A 21,862-nucleotide genomic window follows, 5' to 3' on the forward strand; every position below is an offset into this window, starting at 1 on the left:
AAAGCGCCCCGGAGCCTGGGCCCGGGGCGCTTGACGGGGGCGGCGGGCCGCGGCCGTCTCAGCCGTTCTTGATGCGGTTGGTGAGTTCGGTCACCTGGTTGTAGATCGAGCGCCGCTCGGCCATCAGGGCCCGGATCTTCCGGTCCGCGTGCATCACCGTCGTGTGGTCGCGCCCGCCGAACTGCGCACCGATCTTCGGCAGCGACAGATCGGTCAGCTCACGGCAGAGGTACATCGCGATCTGCCGGGCCGTGACCAGCACCCGGCTGCGCGAGGAGCCGCAGAGGTCCTCCACCGTCAGCCCGAAGTAGTCCGCCGTCGCCGCCATGATCGCGCTCGCGGTGATCTCCGGCGCCGAGTCCTCGCCACCGGGGATCAGGTCCTTCAGCACGATCTCGGTGAGCCCGAGATCCACCGGCTGCCGGTTGAGCGAGGCGAACGCCGTCACCCGGATCAGCGCCCCCTCCAGCTCACGGATGTTCCGCGAGATGCGCGACGCGATGAACTCCAGCACCTCCGGCGGGGCGTTCAGCTGCTCCTGCACCGCCTTCTTGCGCAGGATCGCGATCCGGGTCTCCAGCTCCGGCGGCTGGACATCGGTGGTCAGCCCCCACTCGAAGCGGTTGCGGAGCCGGTCCTCCAGCGTCATCAGCTGCTTGGGCGGCCGGTCGGAGGAGAGCACGATCTGCTTGTTGGCGTTGTGGAGCGTGTTGAAGGTGTGGAAGAACTCCTCCTGCGTCGACTCCTTGCTCGCCAGGAACTGGATGTCGTCGACCAGCAGGATGTCGACATCGCGGTAGCGCTTGCGGAAGGTGTCGCCCTTGCCGTCACGGATCGAGTTGATGAACTCGTTGGTGAACTCCTCGGAGCTGACGTACCGCACCCGGGTACCCGGGTAGAGGCTGCGCGCGTAGTGCCCGATGGCGTGGAGCAGATGGGTCTTGCCGAGCCCCGACTCCCCGTAGATGAAGAGCGGGTTGTACGCCTTCGCCGGGGCCTCGGCGACCGCCACGGCTGCCGCGTGCGCGAACCGGTTGGAGGCGCCGATCACAAAGGTGTCGAAGAGGTACTTGGGGTTCAGCCGGGCGTGCGGCTCCCCCGGCCCCGGGGCCGGGGAGGGCTGCGCTCCCAGCGGCCCGGGCGCGCCGCTGGGCACACCGCGGTGCGGAGCGGAGGAGTCGGGCAGCTCCCGGCGGTCCGGGCGCTGCTCGTAGCCCTGGCGGTCGGGCGGCTGCGGGGAGCGGTAGTCGTGCTGCGGCTGGTGGGGTCTGGTGCCGGCGTAGGGGTCCCGGTCCTGGAACCCGTCGCGGTCCTGGAACCCGTCGCGGTCCTGGAATCCGCCGAGGCGCGGCTGCTGCCAGGAGAGGTCCTCCTGGCCGCGCGGCCACGCGCCGGGCTCGGGCCGCTGCTGCTGGTACTCGGGGTACGAGGGGCGGATCTCCGGGAGCCCGTCGTCCGGGGCGCGGTGCCCGTATCTCCCGTAGGGGTCCTCCCGCTGGTAGCCCGGGGGCTCGTCGTGCTGGTGGCCCGGATACGGCGACTGCTGCTGCCGGTCCGGGGACTGCGGCGCCGGGGGCTCGCCCGCGGAGTCGTCGACGGTGATCGCGATCCGGATCGGGCGACCGCACTCACGGCTGAGGGTGTCGCTGATCAGCGGGGCGAGCCGGCCTTCGAGGACCCGCTTCCCCCACTCGTTCGGGACGGCCAGCAGCGCGGTGTCCGCGACCAGCGCCAGGGGCTGACAGCGCTCGATCCACTGCTTGTCCTTGGGCTCGATGCCCGGCTGGCCCTCGGCGAGGAGCTGTTCCAGCACTCGTGGCCACACTGCGGCAAGATCGGCAGGTACGTCAGCCACAAGGCACGCTCTCTCGCAGGTCCCACGAATGTGTGGTTCTCGGGACGGGGACGGGACGGAAGGACAGGCAAGGACAGAAAGGAAAAGTTCCGGAGTTCAGCCAAGGTAGTCAGGGCGACCCGCGTGGTTCAAGTTGTTGTCCACAGCCTGTGCACAGCGGGCCCGGCAGTCACCCTGGTTTGACCGGATGGCGTAGCCGCGCGTACCGTAAACAGGTCGAGTTGTCGATGGCTGCTGCCGCCTGCCTCCGATGGGCAAAGATCACGATCTGTGATCGTGAAGCGGTGCACTCGAGCGTAAACGCGAGCTTCTCGTGGGCGCACGGTGACAGCCAGGCGATGTCCCGCCATCTACGAGTCATTTCTGGAGCCCCCGAGTGAGCAAGCGCACCTTCCAGCCGAACAACCGTCGTCGCGCGAAGACCCACGGTTTCCGTCTGCGCATGCGCACCCGTGCCGGCCGCGCGATTCTCGCGTCTCGCCGTGGCAAGGGTCGCGCCCGCCTGTCCGCCTGACCGCGCACAGGTCATGACGTGCTGCCTACCGAGAATCGGCTGAGGCGGCGCGAAGACTTCGCGACCGCGGTACGACGAGGGCGGCGGGCAGGACGCCCGCTCCTCGTCGTCCATCTACGCAGCGGTTCACCGGACCCGCACGCGCCTGGGGAGAGCGCTTCCCCGACGTGTGCGGGTTTCGTCGTGAGCAAGGCAGTGGGCGGAGCGGTCGTACGCAACAAGGTCAAGCGCCGTCTGCGCCATCTGATACGAGACCGGCTCGCCGGGCTGCCCCCCGGTAGCCTGGTGGTGGTACGGGCGCTGCCCGGCGCGGGTGACGCCGATCCTGCACAGCTGGCCCGAGACCTGGATGCCGCCCTTCAGCGGCTGCTGGGAGGGGGCGCGCGATGAAGTACCCGCTGCTGGCTCTGATCAAGCTGTATCAGTGGACCATCAGTCCCCTGCTGGGGCCCGTCTGCAGGTACTACCCATCGTGTTCCCACTACGGGTACACGGCCATCGACCGGCACGGTGCGGTCAAGGGCACGGTGCTCACCGCCTGGCGGATTCTGCGGTGCAATCCGTGGTCTCCGGGCGGTGTGGACCATGTGCCGGCCCGTAAGCGTCCGCGATGGCACGAAATGCTGCGTGCTGCCGTGCGCGGCAGCAAGGGCGGGAACTCCGCCGCCGATGTGCCTGCCCGGGAGTCGGTCACGACACCCCCGGGTACGGCCGCAGAGACCCCGCCCCATGCTCAAGGAGCCTGATTAGTGGACACGATTGCCAGTCTCTTCAGCTTTATCACCACACCTGTTTCGTGGATCATCGTCCAGTTCCACAAGCTCTACGGGGCGATCTTCGGTCCCGATACGGGCTGGGCCTGGGGACTGTCGATCGTTTCGCTGGTGATCCTCATCCGCATCTGTCTGATCCCGCTCTTCGTGAAGCAGATCAAGTCGATGCGGAACATGCAGGCGCTCCAGCCGAAGATGAAGGCCATCCAGGAGCGCTACAAGAGCGACAAGCAGCGTCAGTCCGAAGAGATGATGAAGCTGTACAAGGAGACGGGCACCAACCCGCTCTCCTCGTGCCTGCCGATTCTGGCCCAGTCGCCGTTCTTCTTCGCGCTGTACTACGTGCTCTCCAACATCGCCTCGGGCAAGACCGTCGGCGTCATCAACGAGCAGCTGCTCGACAGCGCCCGCCAGGCCCATATCTTCGGCGCCCCGCTGGCCTCGAAGTTCATGGACAGCCCCGGCAAGGTCGAGGCGCTCAACGCCACGCTGCTCGATGTGCGCATCGTCACGGCGATCATGATCATCCTGATGTCGGCGTCGCAGTTCTACACGCAGCGCCAGCTGATGCAGAAGAACGTCGACCTCACGGTCAAGACGCCGTACATGCAGCAGCAGAAGATGATGATGTACATCTTCCCGGTGATCTTCGCCGTGATGGGCATCAACTTCCCCGTCGGCGTCCTCGTCTACTGGCTGACCACCAACGTGTGGACCATGGGCCAGCAGATGTACGTGATCAACCAGAACCCGACGCCCGGCAGCATGGCCCAGGACCAGTACCTCCAGCGTCTGCTGAAGTCCGTCGGCAACCGTGGTGGCGATGTCCGGTCCCGCCGGAAGCGCAATGTCATCCAGGCCATCGTCGCCAAGGGCCCGGACCGCAATGACAACGAGCGCAAGTTCATCAGCGGTCTGGCCAAGGCCGGCTTTGTCGCCCAGCCCGACGGCACCGTGATCCAGGGCGAGACGACCGCTGACGAGACCGAGGGCGGTTCCGCCCAGAAGCGTCAGCAGCCCAAGCGGCAGACCAAGGCGAAGCGGCAGACCGCGCCCCCGCAGAGCCAGAGCCCGGCCAAGCCCTCGCTGAAGAAGGACACGCCGCAGGACACGCAGCCGAAGACGGCCGGCAAGCCTGCCGCACGCCAGCAGCCCAAGGCGGGACAGCGCAAGGGCCAGCAGCGGCCCAAGCACCCGTCGTCCAAGAAGTAAGTACGAAGGAGTCCATCAGTGACGGAAGGCACCATCCCCGCCGCCGCCGAGGAAGCCGCTGTCGAGGAAGGCGACACCCTCACCCGCCTTGAGCAGGAGGGCGAGATCGCCGCCGACTACCTTGAGGGCCTGCTCGACATCGCCGATCTCGACGGTGACATCGACATGGACGTCGAGGCCGACCGGGCCGCTGTCTCGATCATCAGTGATGCCGGAGGCCGGGATCTCCAGAAGCTCGTCGGCCGGGACGGTGAGGTTCTGGAAGCCCTCCAGGAGCTGACCCGTCTCGCCGTGCACCGGGAGACCGGTGACCGCAGCAGGCTGATGCTGGACATCGCGGGTTTCCGTGCCAAGAAGCGCACGGAGCTCGCCCAGCTGGGCGCCAAGGCCGCCGACGAGGTGAAGAGCACCGGTGAGCCGGTGAAGCTGGACCCGATGACGCCCTTCGAGCGCAAGGTCGTCCACGACGCGGTTGCCGCCGCAGGTCTGCGCAGTGAGTCCGAGGGCGAGGAGCCGCAGCGCTTCGTCGTCGTGCTCCCCGCCTAGATCCTTCATCGTTTCGGCCCCGTCTGTTGCGCAGGCGGGGCCGATCTTTGTCAGCCTGATAGTTCAGCCACCAGGTCCCCTTTGCGACAGTGCGGTACGGAAGGACGGTCCCCCGTGACGGAGGCAGCAGAGCTTCCCCAGGCGCCCGACGCGGCGCGGACGGTATTCGGAGATTTCTATCCGGAGGCCGTGCGCTACGCGGAGCTGCTGGCTGATGCCGGAGTCAAGCGCGGCCTGATCGGGCCGCGCGAGGTTCCGAGGCTGTGGGAACGCCATATGCTCAACTGCGCTGTGCTCTCCGAGGTGGTGCCGGAGAGTGTCTCGGTCTGCGATGTGGGTTCCGGGGCGGGTCTGCCGGGCATCCCGCTGGCACTGGTGCGTCCCGACCTGAAGATCACGCTCCTGGAGCCCCTGCTGCGCCGCACCAACTTTCTCCAGGAAGTGGTGGAGCTGCTGGGCCTGGACCATGTGACCGTGGTGCGCGGCCGGGCCGAGGAGGTGCTCGGCACCCTTCCCCCGGTGCATGTGGTGACCGCCCGTGCCGTGGCTCCGCTGGACCGGCTCGCCGGCTGGGGAGTTCCGCTGCTCCGTCCGTACGGGGAGATGCTCGCCCTCAAGGGCGATACGGCCGAGGAGGAGCTGAAGGGCGCCCGTGCCGCGCTCAGCAAGCTCGGTGTGGTGGAGACCTCGGTGCTGCATGTGGGCGAGGGGCTGGTCGACCCGCTCTCCACGGTGGTCCGGGTCGAGGTCGGCGAGAGCCCCGGGGGAGTGCGGTTCGCCGCGAAGCGGGCCAAGGCGGCCCGGACCAGCCGCTCCCGCCGCCGTCGCTGACCCGGTCCGCGGGCAATGCTCCATACAAGCTGGCATACGTACCCGACGCGGAGTGTCGTGCGGATGTAGTCCTGCGGCCCGTGCATCGTGTTTCACGTGAAACGACGCTCACTGCTGCAAGGAATCATCAGCCGCGGGCGTGCTGCCGCCCCGATTCGGAGCAGGAAGCCCCTCGCGCGGGCGGTGGAGTTGTCCACAGAGGTGGATTCCTCCACAGAAGCACGGGCCTCGCTGGTTCATGACCCCGAAAGCATGGCAGGCTCTGTTCATCGCGAGCCTGAAGTCGAGGAAGGTGAATCCTTGCGGTCCGACGCCAACATCGCGGGACCGATGACCGATCCGGTCCCCGGCCCCCGTACCGAGTCGCCGGGAGAGGATGTTTCACGTGAAACACCGCCCCCGATGGACGACACCCCCATTGGCCGAGCTGCTCAGCTCGCCGTGGAGGCATTGGGGCGTGCCGGTGAGGGTCTGCCCCGACCCGACCAGACCCGTGTCATGGTGGTCGCCAACCAGAAGGGTGGCGTGGGCAAGACCACCAGCACGGTGAATCTGGCGGCCTCACTGGCACTCCACGGTGCGCGGGTTCTGGTGGTAGATCTGGACCCACAGGGCAATGCCTCCACGGCGCTGGGAATCGACCACCACGCCGAAGTCCCCTCTGTCTATGACGTCCTGGTGGAGAGCAGACCGCTCTCCGAGGTGGTCCAGCCGGTCCCGGACGTCGAAGGTCTCTTCTGCGCCCCCGCCACGATCGATCTCGCCGGTGCGGAGATCGAGTTGGTGTCGCTGGTGGCGCGGGAGAGCCGACTTCAGCGGGCCATTCAGGCCTATGAGCAGCCTCTGGATTACATCCTCATCGACTGTCCGCCCTCGCTCGGTCTGCTGACCGTCAATGCGATGGTGGCCGGCGCGGAGGTGCTCATCCCGATTCAGTGCGAGTACTACGCACTGGAGGGCCTCGGCCAGCTGTTGCGCAATGTGGACCTGGTCCGCGGGCATCTCAACCCCGCCCTGCATGTCTCCACGATCCTGCTCACCATGTACGACGGCCGTACCCGGCTCGCCTCACAGGTGGCGGAGGAGGTGCGGAGTCACTTCGGTGAGGAAGTGCTGCGGACCAGCATCCCCCGCTCCGTCCGTATCTCGGAGGCTCCGAGCTATGGCCAGACGGTGCTGACCTACGATCCGGGCTCCAGCGGTGCCCTGTCGTATCTTGAGGCGGCCCGTGAGATCGCCCTGCGGGGAGTCGGCGTTCAGTACGACCCGCAGCCTGCCCATATGGGCGCCCAGAACAGTCAGCGGAACATCTCGGAGGGGATTCAGTGAGCGAGCGACGTAGAGGGTTGGGGCGTGGGCTCGGTGCCCTGATCCCTGCGGCTCCCCAGGAGAAGCAGACATCTCCCGGCGGGGCCGTGGGCTCTTCCGGGACGGTGCCCGTGCTGACCACGGAGCGCGGTGTGGCGGCTGCCAAGGTGACCGCACTGCCCTCGGGGGGTGCTCCCCTTGAGCCCACGCTGCCGGCACCGGCTCAGGAGCCCGTGCCGCAGCACCTGGAGCCGTCCGGGGCGCACTTCGCCGAGGTGCCGATCGATGCGATCACTCCCAACCCGCGCCAGCCCCGGGAGGTGTTCGACGAGGACGCCCTGGCCGAGCTGGTCACCTCCATCAAGGAAGTGGGACTTCTTCAGCCGGTGGTCGTCCGGCAGCTGGGGCCCGAGCGGTATGAGCTCATCATGGGTGAGCGCCGCTGGAGGGCCTGCCGTGAGGCCGGCCTGGAGCGGATTCCCTCGATCGTCCGGGACACCGAGGACGAGAAGCTGCTGCTGGACGCGCTGCTGGAGAACCTGCACCGCGCCCAGCTCAATCCGCTGGAGGAGGCGGCCGCCTATGACCAGCTCCTCAGGGATTTCAAGTGCACTCATGACCAGTTGGCGGACCGTATCGGGCGCTCGCGTCCGCAGGTCTCCAACACACTGCGGCTGCTGAGGCTCTCCCCTCCGGTGCAGCGCAGGGTCGCGGCAGGTGTGCTCTCGGCCGGTCATGCCCGGGCTCTGCTCTCGGTGGAGGACTCGGACGAGCAGGACCGGCTGGCGCACCGGATCGTCGCCGAGGGGCTCTCGGTGCGCGCGGTCGAGGAGATCGTGACGCTGATCAACTCCGAGGCGAAGAGCACCGCCAAGCCGAAGGGCCCGCGCGCCGGTGCGCGGGTCTCTCCCGCGCTCTCCGATCTCGCCTCGCGGCTCTCCGACCGGTTCGAGACACGGGTGAAGGTCGACCTCGGCCAGAAGAAGGGCAAGATCGTCGTCGAGTTCGCCTCGATGGACGATCTGGAGCGCATCCTCGGCACGCTCGCTCCGGGCGAGGGGCGAGTCCTGGAGCAGGGCCTCGGTCATGAAGAGGGCGCTGAGGACGGTAGGAGCTGAGTCTCTTCCGGCGGTTTCCACGGGGAACGCCGAGTGAGGGCGGGCTGTGTCCGGTCGATCGACCGGACACAGCCCGCCCTTTGCGCTGACGAGGTACCCGCCCCCGGAGCAGATCGATACGATCGTTGTGGTGTGCGCGCTCATCACCGTGAGCAGAGCGCGTCGGCGTGACGTGTACGCGGCCCGGGAAGGAAGCGAGGAACACCCTTCATGGGGCGTCGGCTTGTACCCCTGACACGGGACAACCTCTCCGATCTGCCCAGGCGCTGCCGCTCGTGTGTTTTCTGGGAGCTGGACCAGGTCAGCGGAGAGGCGGCGGTCAAGGCGGGACGGCAGGCACGGGAGAAGGAAGCGTGGATCTCCGCCGTGCTGCTGGAGTGGGGGTCCTGCGGCCGGGTGGTCCGGATCGACGATGTGCCGGTCGGGTTCGTTCTCTATGCTCCACCCGCCTATGTGCCACGGTCCCTGGCCTTTCCGACCAGTCCCGTATCGGTGGACGCCGTGCAGTTGATGACTGCCTGGATCAATCCGGCCCACCAGGGGCAGGGGCTCGGCCGGGTCCTGGTGCAGGCCGTGGCGAAGGATCTGCTGCGGAGAGGCTTCCGTGCGATCGAGGCGTTCGGCGACGCCCGGTGGAAGGAGCCCGCCTGTGTGCTGCCGGCCGATCATCTGCTCGCGGTGGGCTTCAGGACCGTACGGCCCCACCCCGCCTTTCCCCGGCTGAGGCTGGAGCTGCGGACCGCGCTCTCCTGGAAGGAAGATGTGGAGCAGGCCCTGGACCGGCTGCTCGGAGCGGTCCAGAAGGAGCCGGCGCTCCGACCGCTCTGAGGACGCCATGCACAAGGGCCCATCCCCCGGGAGGGATGGGCCCTTCATGTTTCACGTGAAACATGCCGCGTGAAACAGCGGCGCTCTGACTACTTGCCGACCGTGTCGCCGATGAAGGGCTCAAGGTCACGGACGATCGCGGCCTTGGGCTTGGCGCCGACGATGGTCTTGGCGACCTCACCGTTCTGGTAGACGTTCAGCGTCGGGATCGACATGACGCCGTACTTGGCAGCGGTGGCCGGGTTCTGGTCGATGTTGAGCTTGACGATCTCGATCTTGTCGCCGTGCTCGGCCGCGATGGCCTCAAGGGACGGCGCGATCTGACGGCACGGGCCGCACCACTCGGCCCAGAAGTCCACCAGGACGGGCTTGTCGCTCTTGAGGACATCCTCTTCAAAGCTGCTGTCGGTAACGGTCTTCAGCGCGCCCATGGCGGGCCTCCTTGCTTCGGGGGGTGAGAGGGGGGAAGTGAGGTCAGACCGCGGGGGTCTTCTCCGGCTCGGCGACCTGCTCGCTGTCGGCGAGCGCGGCGAGGAAGCGCTCGGCGTCGAGAGCGGCGGAGCAGCCGGTGCCGGCCGCCGTGATCGCCTGGCGGTAGGTGTGGTCGACCACATCGCCCGCGGCGAAGACACCCGTGAGATTGGTGCGCGTCGAGGGCGCGGCCACCTGGAGATAGCCCTCGTCGTCCAGGTCCAGCTGCCCCTTGAACAGCTCGGTCCGGGGGTCATGGCCGACGGCGATGAACAGACCGGTGACCGCCAGCTCGGAGGTCTCGCCGGACTTGGTGTTCCGCAGGGTCAGGCCGCTGAGCTTCTGATCGCCATGGATCTCGGCGACCTCGCTGTCCCAGGCGAAGGAGATCTTCGGGTCGGCGAAGGCGCGGTCCTGCATCGCCTTCGAGGCACGGAGCGTGTCCCGGCGGTGGACGATGGTCACCGACTTGGCGAAGCGGGAGAGGAAGGTCGCCTCCTCCATCGCCGTGTCACCGCCGCCGATCACGGCGATGTCCTGGTCCTTGAAGAAGAAGCCATCGCAGGTGGCGCACCAGGAGACACCCCGGCCGGAGAGCGCGTCCTCATTGGGCAGCCCGAGCTTGCGGTGCTGCGATCCGGTCGTGACGATGACAGCCTTGGCGCGGTGAACCGTGCCCGCCGTGTCGGTGACGGTCTTGATCTCGCCGGTGAGGTCGACGGAGACAACATCGTCCGGGATCAGCTCGGCACCGAAGCGCTCGGCCTGGGCCCGCATGTTGTCCATGAGGTCCGGACCCATGATGCCGTCGCGGAACCCGGGGAAGTTCTCCACATCGGTGGTGTTCATCAGCGCGCCACCGGCGGTGACGGCTCCCTCGAACACCAGCGGCTGCAGCGAGGCGCGCGCGGTGTAGAGCGCCGCCGTGTAGCCGGCCGGCCCGGAGCCGATGATGATCACGTTACGGACGTCGCTCACGGGTTGATTCCTCGTCTCTGAAGACTGCGCTGCTGTCTACTGGGCCGGGTCAATGACTCTCACCCCACCCAACGGATACTAAGGGGCGTGCATTCCCGTTATGGCCGCACAGCGCGCTGTAGCGCGTCAGGAGCGCGCGTAGGAGTCCTTCAGCAGGAGTTTTCCGGGGGATGTGGTCGCGGATTCCACACAGGTCGCGTCGATGACATAGGCCAGTACCCGCTGACGGTCCGCAGGGTCGGCGAAGACCACGAGATAGGCGCTCTCGCCCCGGTACTGCCCTTGCTCGACCTCGATGGGCGTGTCCGATTGGCCCGTGCCCCGCTGAATGCAGGGCGGTGCGGTCCGCGCGCTCTTGAGCCGGGGGGCGGGGCCGCTCTCCCTGGTCCCGAAGGTCTTGTCGCTCTCCGTCGCCCCGTGCTGCTGCTCGCTGGTGTCGCCGGAGAGGAGCGCTCGCACATGCTCGTCCAGCCCCGGTGAGGAGAAGTCACCGCTGTAGGCGCCCGCCTCCGCGTGGGCGCTCCCATCACGTGCGGTGTTCTGCTGATCCCCGCCGGTCAGGTCCAGCGTCTGGAAGAGCAGCACTCCGAGAGCGGCCAGGGCGGCCACTCCTCCCACGATGCTCAGCCGGCGCCGGCCTCGGCCGCTGCGACCGGGGCCTGTCGTCCCCCGGGCATGTCCGGCGGGCCGGGAAGCCGGCTTCGGCTCCTGGCGCGGCACGACAGGCGCTGTTTCACGTGAAACATCCGCACGGTCATCGGGCGCGGTGGAGTCCAGCAGCGCCTCGGCGGCCAGGGCGGCGTCGATGCGTTCCGCGATGTCCACCGGCATCCGGGTACTCCCGGGCAGGGTGCCGAGCAGCCCGCGGATCTCCTCCAGGGAGGCCAGCACATCGGCGCAGAGGGCGCACCCGTCCAGATGCCGGCGGAGATCCGCACTGCGGGAGGGGGAGAGCAGTCCCTCGGTGAGATCGGAGATCTCCGAGACATCCGGGTGCTGAGTCATATCGGCCGTGGATGTCATGTGCGCCCACCTCCGCCCTTCACCGCGGTGGGACCGTTCGGCCCCGTGTCCCTGTGTCCCGGTGGGACGGAATCCCCCGGCGTCCGGTTCCTTCCCCCGGAGGGTTCGCCGCTACCCCCGGCGTCACCGCGCAGATGGGTGAGCATGGGCAACAGCCGTGCCCGCCCCCGGGCGCACCGGCTCTTGATGGTTCCGGTCGGCACATCGAGCACCCGGGCCGCCTCCGCCACCGGGTAGCCCTGCATGTCCACGAGGACCAGTGCGGCCCGTTGATCGGGTGGGAGGGTGGCCAGTGCCGCCAGCAGTTCACGGTGCAGATCCCGGCGCTCGGCCGGGGCCTCGGCCGACTCGTGCGGTTCGAGGAGCTGCTCCATGCGTTCGGTGTCGTCGACCGGGGAGGTCTTCCGGGTGGCGGCCTTGCGGGCCCGGTCCAGGCAGGCGTTCACCGTGATGCGGTGCAGCCAGGTGGTGACGGCGGACTGTCCGCGGAAGGTGTGAGCGGCCCGGAAGGCGGAGACCAGGGCGTCCTGGACCGCGTCGGCGGCCTCCTCCCGGTCTCCCAGGGTACGCAGCGCGACCGCCCAGAGCCGGTCCCGGTGCCGGCGCACCAGCTCGCCGAAGGCGTGGGGGTCCCCCGAGACATGGCGACCCAGCAGATCCTGATCGCTGGTGTCGCTGAGCGTCGCGTCGTCCAATGGTCGCCCCCCTCCCCGGCCGCCGTCAGCTGGTGATCTTGATCTCCGCGACCTTGCCTTCGAACCGCCCCGGGGTGGACGGCGGAAGATCGGTCAGCCAGACCAGAACGTACCGCGACTGAAGAGGTTTGCCGGGCTTGAGGGCGACATTCGTTCCGGAAGCCTCGGCGACCTTGGTGAAGCCCTCATAGGACATCGGCGCCACGGCGGCATCCTTGGGTGCCGCCCGCAACTCCACCGCGGTGCTGCCGAGGAACGACACCTCGACGGTGCCGACCTGCTGCACCTTGCCGAGATCCAGAATGACGCCGAGACCCGGCTTGAGCCGGCCGAAGTCCGAGCTGCGGTACCAGTTGGTGGCCCAGAAGGTGCCGGGGTCGCCGTCGTGGGTGTTCCCTATCGCGGCGGGCTTCTCGGACGGGTCCTCGCCCAGTGGGTCGAAATCACGGGCGGAGAGGATGGGCACCGGCTTCCCGGAAGCGGCGGCGGGGTCCTTGGCCTCGTTCTTCTTGTCGTCCACCTGGGAGACGCCGGGGTCGTTCACCCCGTCGTTCTCCTTGCCGATCAGCTCGTCGGCGACCTGCCAGCTCCCCAGACCGAGGGCCGCGATCAGCAGGGCCGCCACCCCCCACTTCAGGACCCTGCCGGTCCGGCTCTGGAGCGGCGCCGGAGGGATGGGGACCGGCTGGGTGGCCGGAGGGCCCGGCCGGCCGGGCGTCCGGCCGTAGGTGCCCTGCTGGTAGGTGGTCCGCTGGTAGTCGGGCGGCGGAGTGAACGCGGGCTCCGGAGGCCGGATGCGCGGCATGGCCGCGATGGCCTTCGCCAGCTCGTCCGGGGTGGTGCAGGGCGGCTCCTGCCGGGAGGCGGTGGCGCCGTCGTTGACCAGGGCGCGCATGGCCAGCTCCGAGAGCCCTCGGTGGACCCCCGCCCTGACCTGGTCCGGAGGGAGGAGACCGATGCTCTTGGGGAGCCCGGAGAGGCCGTGCGCGGCGTTCTCGTACGGCCAGCGCTGGGTCAGGGCGGCATACAGCAGCGCGCCGATCGCCTCGGTGTCACTGCGCTGGGGGCGCTCGGCGGTGATTCCGCGCAGGGCCGCGCTCACCGCGAGCCCGCGGATTCGGTACTGGCCGGTGGAGGTCCGCAGCACGGCGCCGGGGGTGAGCCGGAGGTGGGCCAGCCCTTCGCGGTGCGCCGCGGCCATGGCCTGGGAGAGCTGGTCGACGAGCTGATAGGCGGCGTGCGGCTCCATCGGGCCCATGGCGAGCAGCGTGGTCAGCTCGGTGGCGTCCGGCAGCCACTCATGGACGACATAGACGAGATCGTTCTCCTCGACGGCGTCCAGCACCTGCACGAAGCGGGGGTCGCCGAGGAGAGCGGCGGAGCGTGCCGCCGCCAGTACGGAGCGCGCCCGCGGATGGTCGGCGGGGAGGAGATGGACGCCCACGGCGCGGCGCAGCTTCTCGTCCACGGCACGCCAGCTGCTGAAACCGTCCAGACGGGTGATGCACTCCTCAAGGCGGTAGCGCCTGGCAAGCTTGTGCCCGCTGTGCAGCTCGGGCGTGGCGATGGAGGGCTCGGCGCTCTTGCGCTCGCTGCCCTTGTCCGGCGAGGTCTTCTCCGCCGCGTCCTCAGATTGAGCCGCCCCGTCGGTCGTGGCCTTGCCCGCCTGCGCGGTCAGCGGTTCGTCTCCGCTGTTGTCGGCCACGTCGACGGCAGCCGTGCTACGTTCCGCCACCGTCGTTCCTGCCTCCCCATCCGTTGCGCATAACCAACAGCCAAGCCAATTGTGCCCACAGTCCACTGCTATGCACGACACACGGCGGGGGACGATGGTTGTGCGGAGGGTCGCGCCTAACGGCCGAGGCGCCCCCGCACCATGCCGACGATGGAGTTCAGCTCCGCGATGCGCATCCGCTTCGCGGCGACGAAGAAGACGCCCAGCAGGACGATCCCGCCACCGATGAGCGCGGCCAGCGAGCCGAGCGCGCCGCTGCCGAGGGCCTGCATGATGGCGTAGGCGGCGCCACCGCCGAGCGCCGCGGCGGGGAGCGAGGCGATACAGAGCCTGGCGTAGGTGCGCATGATGTGGGCGCCGTCCAGGTCACCGTCCAGCCGGCCCTTCAGCCTGCGCCAGGCGACTCCCACGCCGACCATGTAGGCGAGGCCGTATCCGGCGGCCATGCCGACGACGGCCCAGCGGGCCGGGAGCACCATGAAGCTGACGACGGAGGCCACCGCGTTGACCACGGCGACGATGACGGTGTTGTAGAACGGGGTCCGGGTGTCCTCGTAGGCGTAGAAGCCCCGGAGCACGACGTACTGCACCGAGTACGGGATCAGTCCCAGGCCGAAGGCCATCAGAGTGAATCCGATGCCCCGCGCGCCGTCTCCGGAGCTGGCGTAGAGCAGGGTCGCCATGGGCAGACCGAGCGCGAGGAAGGCGAAGGCGCAGGGCACGATCGCCACGGCCGAGGTGCGGAGCCCGTACGAGATGTCGTCGCGGACCGCGGCGGGGTCCCCGTCATGGGCGGCGCGGGAGATCCGCGGCAGCACGGCGGTCATCACCGAGACCGTGATGATGGCCTGGGGCATCTGCCAGAGGAGCAGCGCGTAGTTGTACGCGGTGATACCGGCGCCCTCGATGCCGTCCTTGGCGGCCTCGGAGCCGGCCCAGGTGGCGAACTGGGTGACGACGATCATGCCGAGCTGGTTGGCGAGCACGAAGAAGAAGGTCCATTTCGCGAGCCCCAGGGCCTTGCCGAGGCCCTGGCCCTTCCAGTCGAACCGCAGCCGCATCGTGAAGCCCGCGTCCCGCAGATACGGGATCATGGCCAGCGCCTGGACCACCAGACCGAGCAGGGTGCCGATGGCGAGCAGCCGGACACCCTCCGGCGTGATCGTGGACTCCGACACCCCGGACTCGGTGAAGCCGCCGAAGGCCCAGATGAAGGCGCCGAAGGTCGCGATGGTCACGACGTTGTTGAGGACCGGGGTCCACATCATCGCGCCGAACCGGCCGCGGGCGTTGAGGATCTGCCCGAGCACCACATGGACACCCATGAAGAACAGCGTCGGGATGCAGTAGCGGGCGAAGGTGACGGCCACCTCCATCCGCTGCGGGTCGGAGGCGATCGGGTCCGACAGCATCCGGATGAGCAGCGGGGCCGCCAGCACACAGAGGGTGGTGACGCCGCCGAGCACCACGATCACGAGCGTCAGCAGACGGTTGGCATACCCCTCGCCGCCGTCCTCGTCGTTCTTCATGGCCCGGACGAGCTGGGGGATGAAGACCGCGTTCAGGGCGCCGCCACCGGCCAGCACATAGATCATCGTGGGCAGGACATTGGCGACCTGGTAGGAGTCGTTCAGGGTGCCGACGCCGATGGCCGCGGCCATCACCAGCGTCCGCAGGAAGCCCGTGATCCGCGAGACCATCGTGCCCGCCGCCATCAGGGCGCTGGACTTCAGCACGCTGGACGCCTTGCCGCCGCCCGTGCTCTTCGGCGGGGGAGGCGGCGGAACGGGTTCCGTGGCGGGGGCGGGAACGGTCTGGGTGACGCTCTGCTGCTGGTCCCGGAAGAGATGGGCGAAGGCGTCCGGCTCCTGCTCCGGCTCCCCGGCCCGGCTCACCAGTTCGTCGACGCCCGTGTACTGGGTGGTCCTGGCGTCGTCGCCGTACGGCAGATGGCGCGAGGGCCCGGCCGGCTCGGGCGGCGGGGTCTGCGCCCAGACCCGGGGGTCCGGGGCGTACTGCGACGCCGGGGGCTGCTGGTACAGCGGCGGTGGCTGCTGATAGGTCCCCGGGGGCGGCGGCGGATGAGCGGCACGGTCGTAGAGCGCCTCGGCCACCGGGTCCTGGGCGGAGAGGTCCTGCGCCCGGTACGGGTCCTGGGCGTAGGCGTCCTGGAGGTACGGGTCCTGGGGGTACTGCTCCTGGCCCCCGGGGAGCTGCCCGTGCGGGTCCTGGGCCGGCTGCCGGCCCTGGTGCTGCTGGGCCTGCGGGTCCTGGACGTAGAGATTCTGGGTGTGCGAATCCTGCGCGTACGGGTCCTGCGGGTAGGCGGCGTCCTGCGGATACGGGTCCTGCACCCGCTGGTCCTGGGTGTAGGGGTCCTGGGCGTACGGATGATCCTGTGCGGCGGGATCGGGGGCGGGCTGGGGCGGAACCTGGTCTGCCGGGTCCGTGCCCGCGCCCTGACCGCGGTCACCGTCGTACGGCGCGTTCATTGCTACCCCACCTCATCGTCCCCGGCCGGCCGGCCACGACATCGCTCAACGGTCCACTTTCTCACTCGGGCCCGACGGGTTGCCGCTTTCCGGTCCGGTGTCCGGTGTCGGGTCACTCGCCTGCCCGCGATCCGGGCTCTCGGTGTCCCCATCGGAGCCCTGTGTGACCTGCTCCGGTCCGTCCGCCCGCTCCGCCGCGCCGGCCCGCTTGCGCTGGGTGTACATCCGCACACCGGCCAGGACGAGCAGCAGGACACCGCCCGCGATGACGAGCATCACGGTCGGGGTGATCTCGGAGACCTTCACCGTGAACTGCATCTTCTCGCCGTACGGCTCGCCGTCCACGGTGTAGAGCTGGGCCGTCATCCGCACCTGGCCGTTGACATGCGCCAGCGCGTCGAACTTCACGGACTGGCTGTGGCCGCCCTTGACCTCGATGGGCTGCTCGGCGACGGCGTTGCCGTCCTCCAGGCTGAGGCGGGCCCCGTTGTCCGATCGCAGCTTCAGGACCAGATGGTCGACTTCCTGCATCAGCCGGTTCTGGACGGTGACCGGAATGGTGGCACTCCGGCCCGACAGGGTGATCTGCGACTTCTGGATCAGCTGGACTTCTTGGGTGAGGACCTGGAGGTTCTCCCGCACTCCCGTGCGGTACTGCTGGGCCTCGGCGGCCCTCCCCCGCCAGGACGTGGACATCTCCCGGTCGATGGCCCGGCCGAAGGGCGTCTCCACCCGGTCCATCTGGGTCAGGATGACCGTGAACCGGTCCAGGGCGTTCTGGGTCGTGCGGATGTCCTGGAACGCCCGGACCGGCAGCTCCTGCTTGCGCAGCTGAGCCGGATAGCGCGAGGCCGGCGGCACCTTGGTGGTCGCGCCCGCGTCGGGCTTGAACGCCGAGGCCGCGATGAGATCCATCGACTGGGTCCAGCGCTCCGGCTTCAGGGCCTCCAGGGCCCGGGCCATCGACTGAGCCTGGGAGACCGTCGGGGTCCGCTGGGGGGCGACGACCAGGCTCCGCTGCTCATCGGTGTCCTGGAGCGTCACCGCCAGGGTCTGCGCGAGGAACTTCTGCACCGCGAGCGTCGAGCTGCCGGTGCTCAGCATGTCGCCCTGGAACGCGGTGGAGAGCCGGGCGTCGGAGACCACGGCCGTGGTTCCGCCGCCGATCGGGCGGGCGGCGCTGGCCGTGTAGTTCAGATCATCCCGCAGGCTGTCGCTCCGGGCGATCACCTTGTCGGCGCCGGCCGAGGTGGCGACATCCACGATCGAGGAGTCGATCGCACCCTCCACCGGCCAGGCGAAGTCGGTGGACGGCTTCTCGTGGATGATCGTTTCCACGGTCGACTCGGCGACCTCGGTCGCCTGCTGAAGATGGCTGAGCGATCCGGAGACGTTCTTCCCCCGGTGGGCCAGCGACGCCAGATCGGGGTCGGCGAACGGCAGCGCCACCACCTTGCGGCCCTTGACCGCCGACTGCAGGTTGTTCAGCCACGCCTTGGCGACGTCCTGGTTCTTCCCCTTGACGGTGTCCTCGCCCTGCCGGACCTCGTAGTCCACGGTCATGGCCTCGACCGTGGAGAGCAGATCGGGGTCGATCACCCAGGTGACGGGCAGATCGCGGCCGAGGGAGACCAGCTGCCCGAGCCGGCCCTCCGGCGCCAGCTCCTTGGCCAGGGACTCGTCCTCGAACACCGGGGTCTGCTGCTCGTCGGACCTGGTCTCCGAGCTGAGATGGGTCGACGAGATCAACGGCCAGAGATAGGTCAGCCGGGTCCGCTTCTCCAGGGCCTCCGGCTGCCAGGGCAGGAAGGTCCGCTCGAAGCCCAGGACGTGCTCGTACCGCTCGCTCGGCGTCTGGCCCGACAGGGCCACACCGAGCTGATAGACACCGTCCTCGCCGAGCTCCAGCTCGGAGACCGGAACCGTGAGCGAGAAGTCCTGGCTTATGCCGGAGGCGAGCTTCGGCAGTTTCACGGTGAACTTGTCATCGATGGGCGAGCCGTCGGGCCCGGGGCTGTAGCCGGTCCGCTGAGCGGCCCGGTCGATCCCCGTCCTGCCGATCAGCCGCTCGCCCACCCGCAGACCGATCTCGGCGCCGCTGACGGTCTGCCTGCCCTCATTGACCACCGTGCCGGTGATCGTGAGCGAGTCGCCCTTGACCGGCGCGGCCGGCGCGACGGTGTTGAGCGACACATCCACCGTGCGCGACCCCGAGGCCGCCTGGGGAGCCGTCTGCGGGGCTGCCTGTGCCGCCGGCGCGGCCGGGCCGCCCAGCAGCCCCGCCACGAGCGGCGCGCCGACGATCACGGAGGCTGTGCGGCGCAGCCACCGGCGGGCAGGAGAGGTGGGTGTCTCCTGGAAAACTGCCGCCTCGGCCACGCGCACGTCCGTCCCTCGTCGTCTGATGCCGTTGGTCGCTGTCGCTTATTGCGTCCACGCATGGTAACGAGGTGCGGCGGGCCGAAGTGCCGCGGACCGCCCCGCAAGATCGCCAGGGCCCTCCGGCCTCCTCGTGATCCGGCCGGTGGCACCCGTCCGGAGAGCGCCCGGAGCGGCTGGTAAAGGGGAACGCCGGTGGCCGCGGGCCACGTACCCTCTTCTGTTGTGCCGAACGCCAACGAAGACAGCCCCACCGCACTGAGCCAGGTGCAACGCCGTGCGGTTGCGGAACTACTCCGAGTAGCGCCCGTAGCCGATGATCTCGCACGCCGCTTCCAGCAGGCCGGGTTCAGCCTCGCCCTGGTCGGCGGCTCGGTCCGCGATGCCCTGCTCGGCCGGCTCGGCAACGATCTGGACTTCACGACGGATGCCCGCCCCGAGGATGTTTTGAAGATCATCCGCCCGTGGGCGGACTCGGTGTGGGATGTGGGCATCGCCTTCGGCACGGTCGGAGCGCAGAAGAGCGGCTATCAGATCGAGGTCACCACCTACCGCTCCGAGGCGTACGACAGAACCTCGCGCAAGCCCGAGGTGTCCTACGGCGATTCCATCGAGCAGGACCTCGTCCGCCGCGACTTCACGGTGAACGCGATGGCTGTCGCGCTGCCGGAGAAGGAGTTCATCGACCCGCACCAGGGTCTGGAGGACCTCGCCGCCCGGGTGCTGCGGACACCCGGCACCCCCGAGGAGTCCTTCTCCGACGATCCCCTGCGCATGATGCGGGCCGCCCGTTTCGCTGCCCAGCTCGATTTCGAAGTGGCCCCCGAGGTGGTCGCTGCCATGAAGGACATGGCGGAGCGCATCGAGATCGTCTCCGCCGAGCGGGTGCGCGAGGAGCTGAACAAGCTGATCCTCTCCTCCCACCCCCGCAAGGGGCTCGCCCTGCTGGTCGACTCCGGCCTCGCCGCTCATGTGCTGCCGGAGCTGCCGGAGCTGCGCCTGGAGAGCGATGAACACCACCGGCACAAGGATGTGTACGACCACTCCCTGATCGTCCTGGAGCAGGCCATCGATCTGGAGGAGGACGGTCCCGACCTGGTGCTGCGGCTCGCCGCGCTCCTCCATGACATCGGCAAGCCGAGGACGCGCCGGTTCGAGAAGGACGGCCGGGTCTCCTTCCACCACCACGAGGTGGTGGGGGCGAAGATGACCAAGAAGCGGATGACCGCCCTCAAGTACTCCAATGAGATCGTCAGGGATGTGTCCCGGCTGGTGGAGCTGCATCTGCGGTTCCACGGCTACGGGACCGGGGAGTGGACCGACTCGGCGGTGCGGCGCTATGTCCGCGACGCGGGCCCGCTGCTGAGCAGGCTCCACAAGCTGACCCGCTCGGACTGCACCACCCGCAACAAGCGCAAGGCGACCGCGCTGTCCCGCGCCTATGACGGGCTGGAGGAGCGGATCGAGCAGTTGAAGAGCCAGGAGGAGCTGGACGCCATCCGTCCCGATCTCAATGGCAACCAGATCCAGGAGATTCTGGAGGTGGGGCCCGGCCCGGTGATCGGCAGGGCCTATGCCTTCCTGCTGGAGCTGCGTCTGGAGAACGGCCCCATGGAGCGGGAGGCCGCTGTCGTGGCCCTCAAGGAGTGGTGGGCGGCGCAGAACGCCGAGTGAGCCCCCGGTGTGCGGCTCCGCCATGTTTCACGTGAAACATGGAGCGGTGCCGATGCCCGTGAGGGTGAGGCCTGGAAGAGTGAAGGGCGATGTTTCACGTGAAACATCGCCCTTCACTCTTCACCGCGTCACGCTGGTCCGTCGCCACTGCGCCATGGTGACGGCGATCCCCGCGTAGATCAGCGCCACCAGAACGACCAGTGAGGCCGACCGCCCGTCGGTGGGCAGGATCAGTGCCGCCACCCCCGCCGCACCCACGAACGCCACATTGAAGAGGACGTCGTAGAGGGAGAAGATCCGTCCCCGGTAGGCGTCGTCCACCGAGGTCTGGACGACGGTATCGGTGGTGATCTTGGACCCCTGGGTGATGAACCCCAGGATGAAGGCGGCCGCCAGCATCGGTCCGGGAGCGAACAGCAGCCCCAGGGCCGGCTCCAGAACGGCTGCCGCCGCCGCGCAGATCACCAGCCAGCCGTACCGGCCGAACCTTCCGATGGCCCAGGGAGTCGCCACGGCCGCCGCGAAGAACCCGGCTCCCGAGACGCCCAGGGCCAGCCCGAGCATGGCCAGCCCGTCCTGCTCGTTCTCGTACCAGGCGTAGCGGCAGAGCATCAGGACCATCACCGTCAGCGCCCCGTAGTTGAACCGCATCAGCGTCATCGCGACCAGCACCCGGGCGGCGGCCGGCCGCTCGGCGAGATGGCGCAGTCCGCTCACCATGCCGCGCGCGGTGGAGGCGATGGCGGCGGTGATCCGGGGCTGGGCGGGGGCGCTGTCGGGTCCGAGGAGATGGCGTCCCATGCGCAGGGAGGCCAGTGCCGAGCAGAGATAGAGCGAGGCGCCGAGCAGTACGACCGCCGCGTCGGAGTTCTCCGACACCAGCCGGACCACGAAGGCGAGTCCGCCGCCGGCGGTGGCGGCCAGGGTGCCCGCCGTCGGGGAGAGCGAGTTGGCCATCACCAGCCGCTCCTGGTCGACCACCCTCGGCAGCGCGGCCGAGAGTCCCGCCAGCACAAAGCGGTTGACCGCCGTCACACAGAGGGCCGAGGCGTAGAAGAGCCAGTCGGGCACGGAGGCGATGATCAGCAGGGCGGTGCCGCACGCGAGAAGGGCCCGCAGCAGATTCCCGTACAGAAAGACCTGCCGCCGCTGCCACCGGTCCAGCAGTACGCCGGCGAACGGTCCGACCAGGGAGTAGGGCAGCAGCAGCACGGCCATGGCCGAGGCGATGGCGGCGGGCGAGGTCTGTTTCTCCGGGGAGAACACCACATAGGTGGCGAGCGCGACCTGATAGACGCCATCGGCCGACTGGGAGAGCAGCCGGACCGTCAGCAGTCGGCGGAAGTCGGTCAGGCGCAGGAGTATGCGCAGATCACCTACGACGGGCATGTGATCAAGCGTCACACACGAGGAGGGTCCCCGGGCGCGCG

At 68.9% G+C, this 21,862-nt stretch carries 19 protein-coding genes; 10 read left to right on the plus strand and 9 right to left on the minus strand.

Going from position 1 to position 21,862, the window contains the following annotated elements:
- Positions 1-58: 58 nt before the first annotated feature.
- On the minus strand, positions 59-1,855 hold the full coding sequence (gene dnaA / locus ACWCRA_RS10400; protein ID WP_451067236.1) for a chromosomal replication initiator protein DnaA: 1,797 nt from the start codon (positions 1,853-1,855) through the stop codon (positions 59-61).
- Between the two features lie 376 nt (positions 1,856-2,231).
- On the opposite strand from dnaA, the gene rpmH reads away from it, so the two are divergent.
- The 9 genes from rpmH (at position 2,232) to ACWCRA_RS10445 (ending at position 8,985) form a co-directional block, all read left to right on the plus strand.
- The gene (rpmH, locus tag ACWCRA_RS10405; RefSeq protein ID WP_003949374.1) at positions 2,232-2,369 is read left to right on the plus strand and encodes a 50S ribosomal protein L34; all 138 of its coding nucleotides are present in this window, start codon (positions 2,232-2,234) and stop codon (positions 2,367-2,369) included.
- Positions 2,370-2,387: 18 nt separating this feature from the next.
- The gene (gene rnpA, locus ACWCRA_RS10410) at positions 2,388-2,759 is read left to right on the plus strand and encodes a ribonuclease P protein component (protein ID WP_351558648.1); all 372 of its coding nucleotides are present in this window, start codon (positions 2,388-2,390) and stop codon (positions 2,757-2,759) included.
- A complete protein-coding gene (gene yidD / locus ACWCRA_RS10415; protein ID WP_351558650.1) occupies positions 2,756-3,115 on the plus strand; it encodes a membrane protein insertion efficiency factor YidD in 360 nt (119 codons plus the stop codon). Before rnpA ends, yidD begins: the two co-directional genes overlap by 4 nt.
- Positions 3,116-3,118: 3 nt before the next feature.
- The gene (gene yidC / locus ACWCRA_RS10420) at positions 3,119-4,354 is read left to right on the plus strand and encodes a membrane protein insertase YidC (protein ID WP_451067237.1); all 1,236 of its coding nucleotides are present in this window, start codon (positions 3,119-3,121) and stop codon (positions 4,352-4,354) included.
- An 18-nt stretch (positions 4,355-4,372) separates the two neighbouring features.
- Positions 4,373-4,900, plus strand: a complete 528-nt coding sequence (locus ACWCRA_RS10425; RefSeq protein ID WP_351558653.1) for a Jag family protein — start codon at positions 4,373-4,375, stop codon at positions 4,898-4,900.
- A gap of 114 nt (positions 4,901-5,014) precedes the next feature.
- Complete coding sequence (gene rsmG / locus ACWCRA_RS10430) at positions 5,015-5,731, plus strand: 16S rRNA (guanine(527)-N(7))-methyltransferase RsmG (RefSeq protein ID WP_351558655.1); 717 nt, start codon at positions 5,015-5,017, stop codon at positions 5,729-5,731.
- Between the two features lie 252 nt (positions 5,732-5,983).
- The gene (locus tag ACWCRA_RS10435; RefSeq protein ID WP_351558657.1) at positions 5,984-7,060 is read left to right on the plus strand and encodes a ParA family protein; all 1,077 of its coding nucleotides are present in this window, start codon (positions 5,984-5,986) and stop codon (positions 7,058-7,060) included.
- Entirely contained in the window at positions 7,057-8,157 is a 1,101-nt protein-coding gene (locus ACWCRA_RS10440) for a ParB/RepB/Spo0J family partition protein (RefSeq protein WP_451067238.1), read from the plus strand. Before ACWCRA_RS10435 ends, ACWCRA_RS10440 begins: the two co-directional genes overlap by 4 nt.
- A gap of 210 nt (positions 8,158-8,367) precedes the next feature.
- Positions 8,368-8,985, plus strand: coding sequence for a GNAT family N-acetyltransferase (locus ACWCRA_RS10445; protein WP_351545155.1), 618 nt, complete (start codon positions 8,368-8,370; stop codon positions 8,983-8,985).
- An 89-nt stretch (positions 8,986-9,074) separates the two neighbouring features.
- Here the strand turns inward: ACWCRA_RS10445 and trxA are convergent, their stop codons facing one another.
- From trxA to ACWCRA_RS10480, 7 genes are all read right to left on the minus strand, one after another.
- Positions 9,075-9,416 carry a thioredoxin gene (gene trxA / locus ACWCRA_RS10450; protein ID WP_351545153.1) on the minus strand — a complete coding sequence of 114 codons (342 nt, stop codon included), beginning with the start codon at positions 9,414-9,416 and terminating at the stop codon, positions 9,075-9,077.
- A 43-nt stretch (positions 9,417-9,459) separates the two neighbouring features.
- A complete protein-coding gene (gene trxB / locus ACWCRA_RS10455; protein WP_351545150.1) occupies positions 9,460-10,434 on the minus strand; it encodes a thioredoxin-disulfide reductase in 975 nt (324 codons plus the stop codon).
- A 126-nt stretch (positions 10,435-10,560) separates the two neighbouring features.
- On the minus strand, positions 10,561-11,457 hold the full coding sequence (locus tag ACWCRA_RS10460) for an anti-sigma factor family protein (RefSeq protein WP_451067239.1): 897 nt from the start codon (positions 11,455-11,457) through the stop codon (positions 10,561-10,563).
- The gene (gene sigM, locus ACWCRA_RS10465) at positions 11,454-12,152 is read right to left on the minus strand and encodes an RNA polymerase sigma factor SigM (RefSeq protein ID WP_351545144.1); all 699 of its coding nucleotides are present in this window, start codon (positions 12,150-12,152) and stop codon (positions 11,454-11,456) included. The genes ACWCRA_RS10460 and sigM overlap by 4 nt, the downstream gene beginning before the upstream one ends.
- Before the next feature lie 25 nt (positions 12,153-12,177).
- Positions 12,178-13,887, minus strand: a complete 1,710-nt coding sequence (locus ACWCRA_RS10470; protein ID WP_351545141.1) for a protein kinase family protein — start codon at positions 13,885-13,887, stop codon at positions 12,178-12,180.
- Between the two features lie 116 nt (positions 13,888-14,003).
- On the minus strand, positions 14,004-16,379 hold the full coding sequence (gene murJ / locus ACWCRA_RS10475) for a murein biosynthesis integral membrane protein MurJ (RefSeq protein WP_351545138.1): 2,376 nt from the start codon (positions 16,377-16,379) through the stop codon (positions 14,004-14,006).
- Between the two features lie 45 nt (positions 16,380-16,424).
- Positions 16,425-18,758: a DUF6049 family protein gene (locus ACWCRA_RS10480; protein ID WP_451067324.1), complete on the minus strand. Its 2,334-nt coding sequence runs from the start codon at positions 18,756-18,758 to the stop codon at positions 16,425-16,427.
- Between the two features lie 225 nt (positions 18,759-18,983).
- On the opposite strand from ACWCRA_RS10480, the gene ACWCRA_RS10485 reads away from it, so the two are divergent.
- Positions 18,984-20,432, plus strand: coding sequence for a CCA tRNA nucleotidyltransferase (locus ACWCRA_RS10485; protein ID WP_351545135.1), 1,449 nt, complete (start codon positions 18,984-18,986; stop codon positions 20,430-20,432).
- 120 nt (positions 20,433-20,552) lie between these two features.
- On the opposite strand, the gene ACWCRA_RS10490 is transcribed toward ACWCRA_RS10485, so the two are convergent.
- Positions 20,553-21,821 (minus strand): MFS transporter, encoded by a 1,269-nt coding sequence (locus ACWCRA_RS10490; RefSeq protein ID WP_351545132.1) that lies wholly within the window; start codon positions 21,819-21,821, stop codon positions 20,553-20,555.
- Positions 21,822-21,862: the final 41 nt, after the last annotated feature.

It is taken from the genome of Streptomyces sp. NPDC001889, from assembly GCF_053594535.1.

Excerpts from the sequence above, each read along its gene's own strand:
- ACWCRA_RS10435 (WP_351558657.1), top strand. The coding sequence starts at position 5,984 with ATGGCAGGCTCTGTTCATCGCGAGCCTGAAGTCGAGGAAGGTGAATCC.
- ACWCRA_RS10460 (WP_451067239.1), bottom strand. The coding sequence starts at position 11,457 with ATGACATCCACGGCCGATATGACTCAGCACCCGGATGTCTCGGAGATC.
- yidD (WP_351558650.1), top strand. The coding sequence starts at position 2,756 with ATGAAGTACCCGCTGCTGGCTCTGATCAAGCTGTATCAGTGGACCATC.
- ACWCRA_RS10490 (WP_351545132.1), bottom strand. The coding sequence starts at position 21,821 with ATGCCCGTCGTAGGTGATCTGCGCATACTCCTGCGCCTGACCGACTTC.
- ACWCRA_RS10445 (WP_351545155.1), top strand. The coding sequence starts at position 8,368 with ATGGGGCGTCGGCTTGTACCCCTGACACGGGACAACCTCTCCGATCTG.
- murJ (WP_351545138.1), bottom strand. The coding sequence starts at position 16,379 with ATGAACGCGCCGTACGACGGTGACCGCGGTCAGGGCGCGGGCACGGAC.
- trxA (WP_351545153.1), bottom strand. The coding sequence starts at position 9,416 with ATGGGCGCGCTGAAGACCGTTACCGACAGCAGCTTTGAAGAGGATGTC.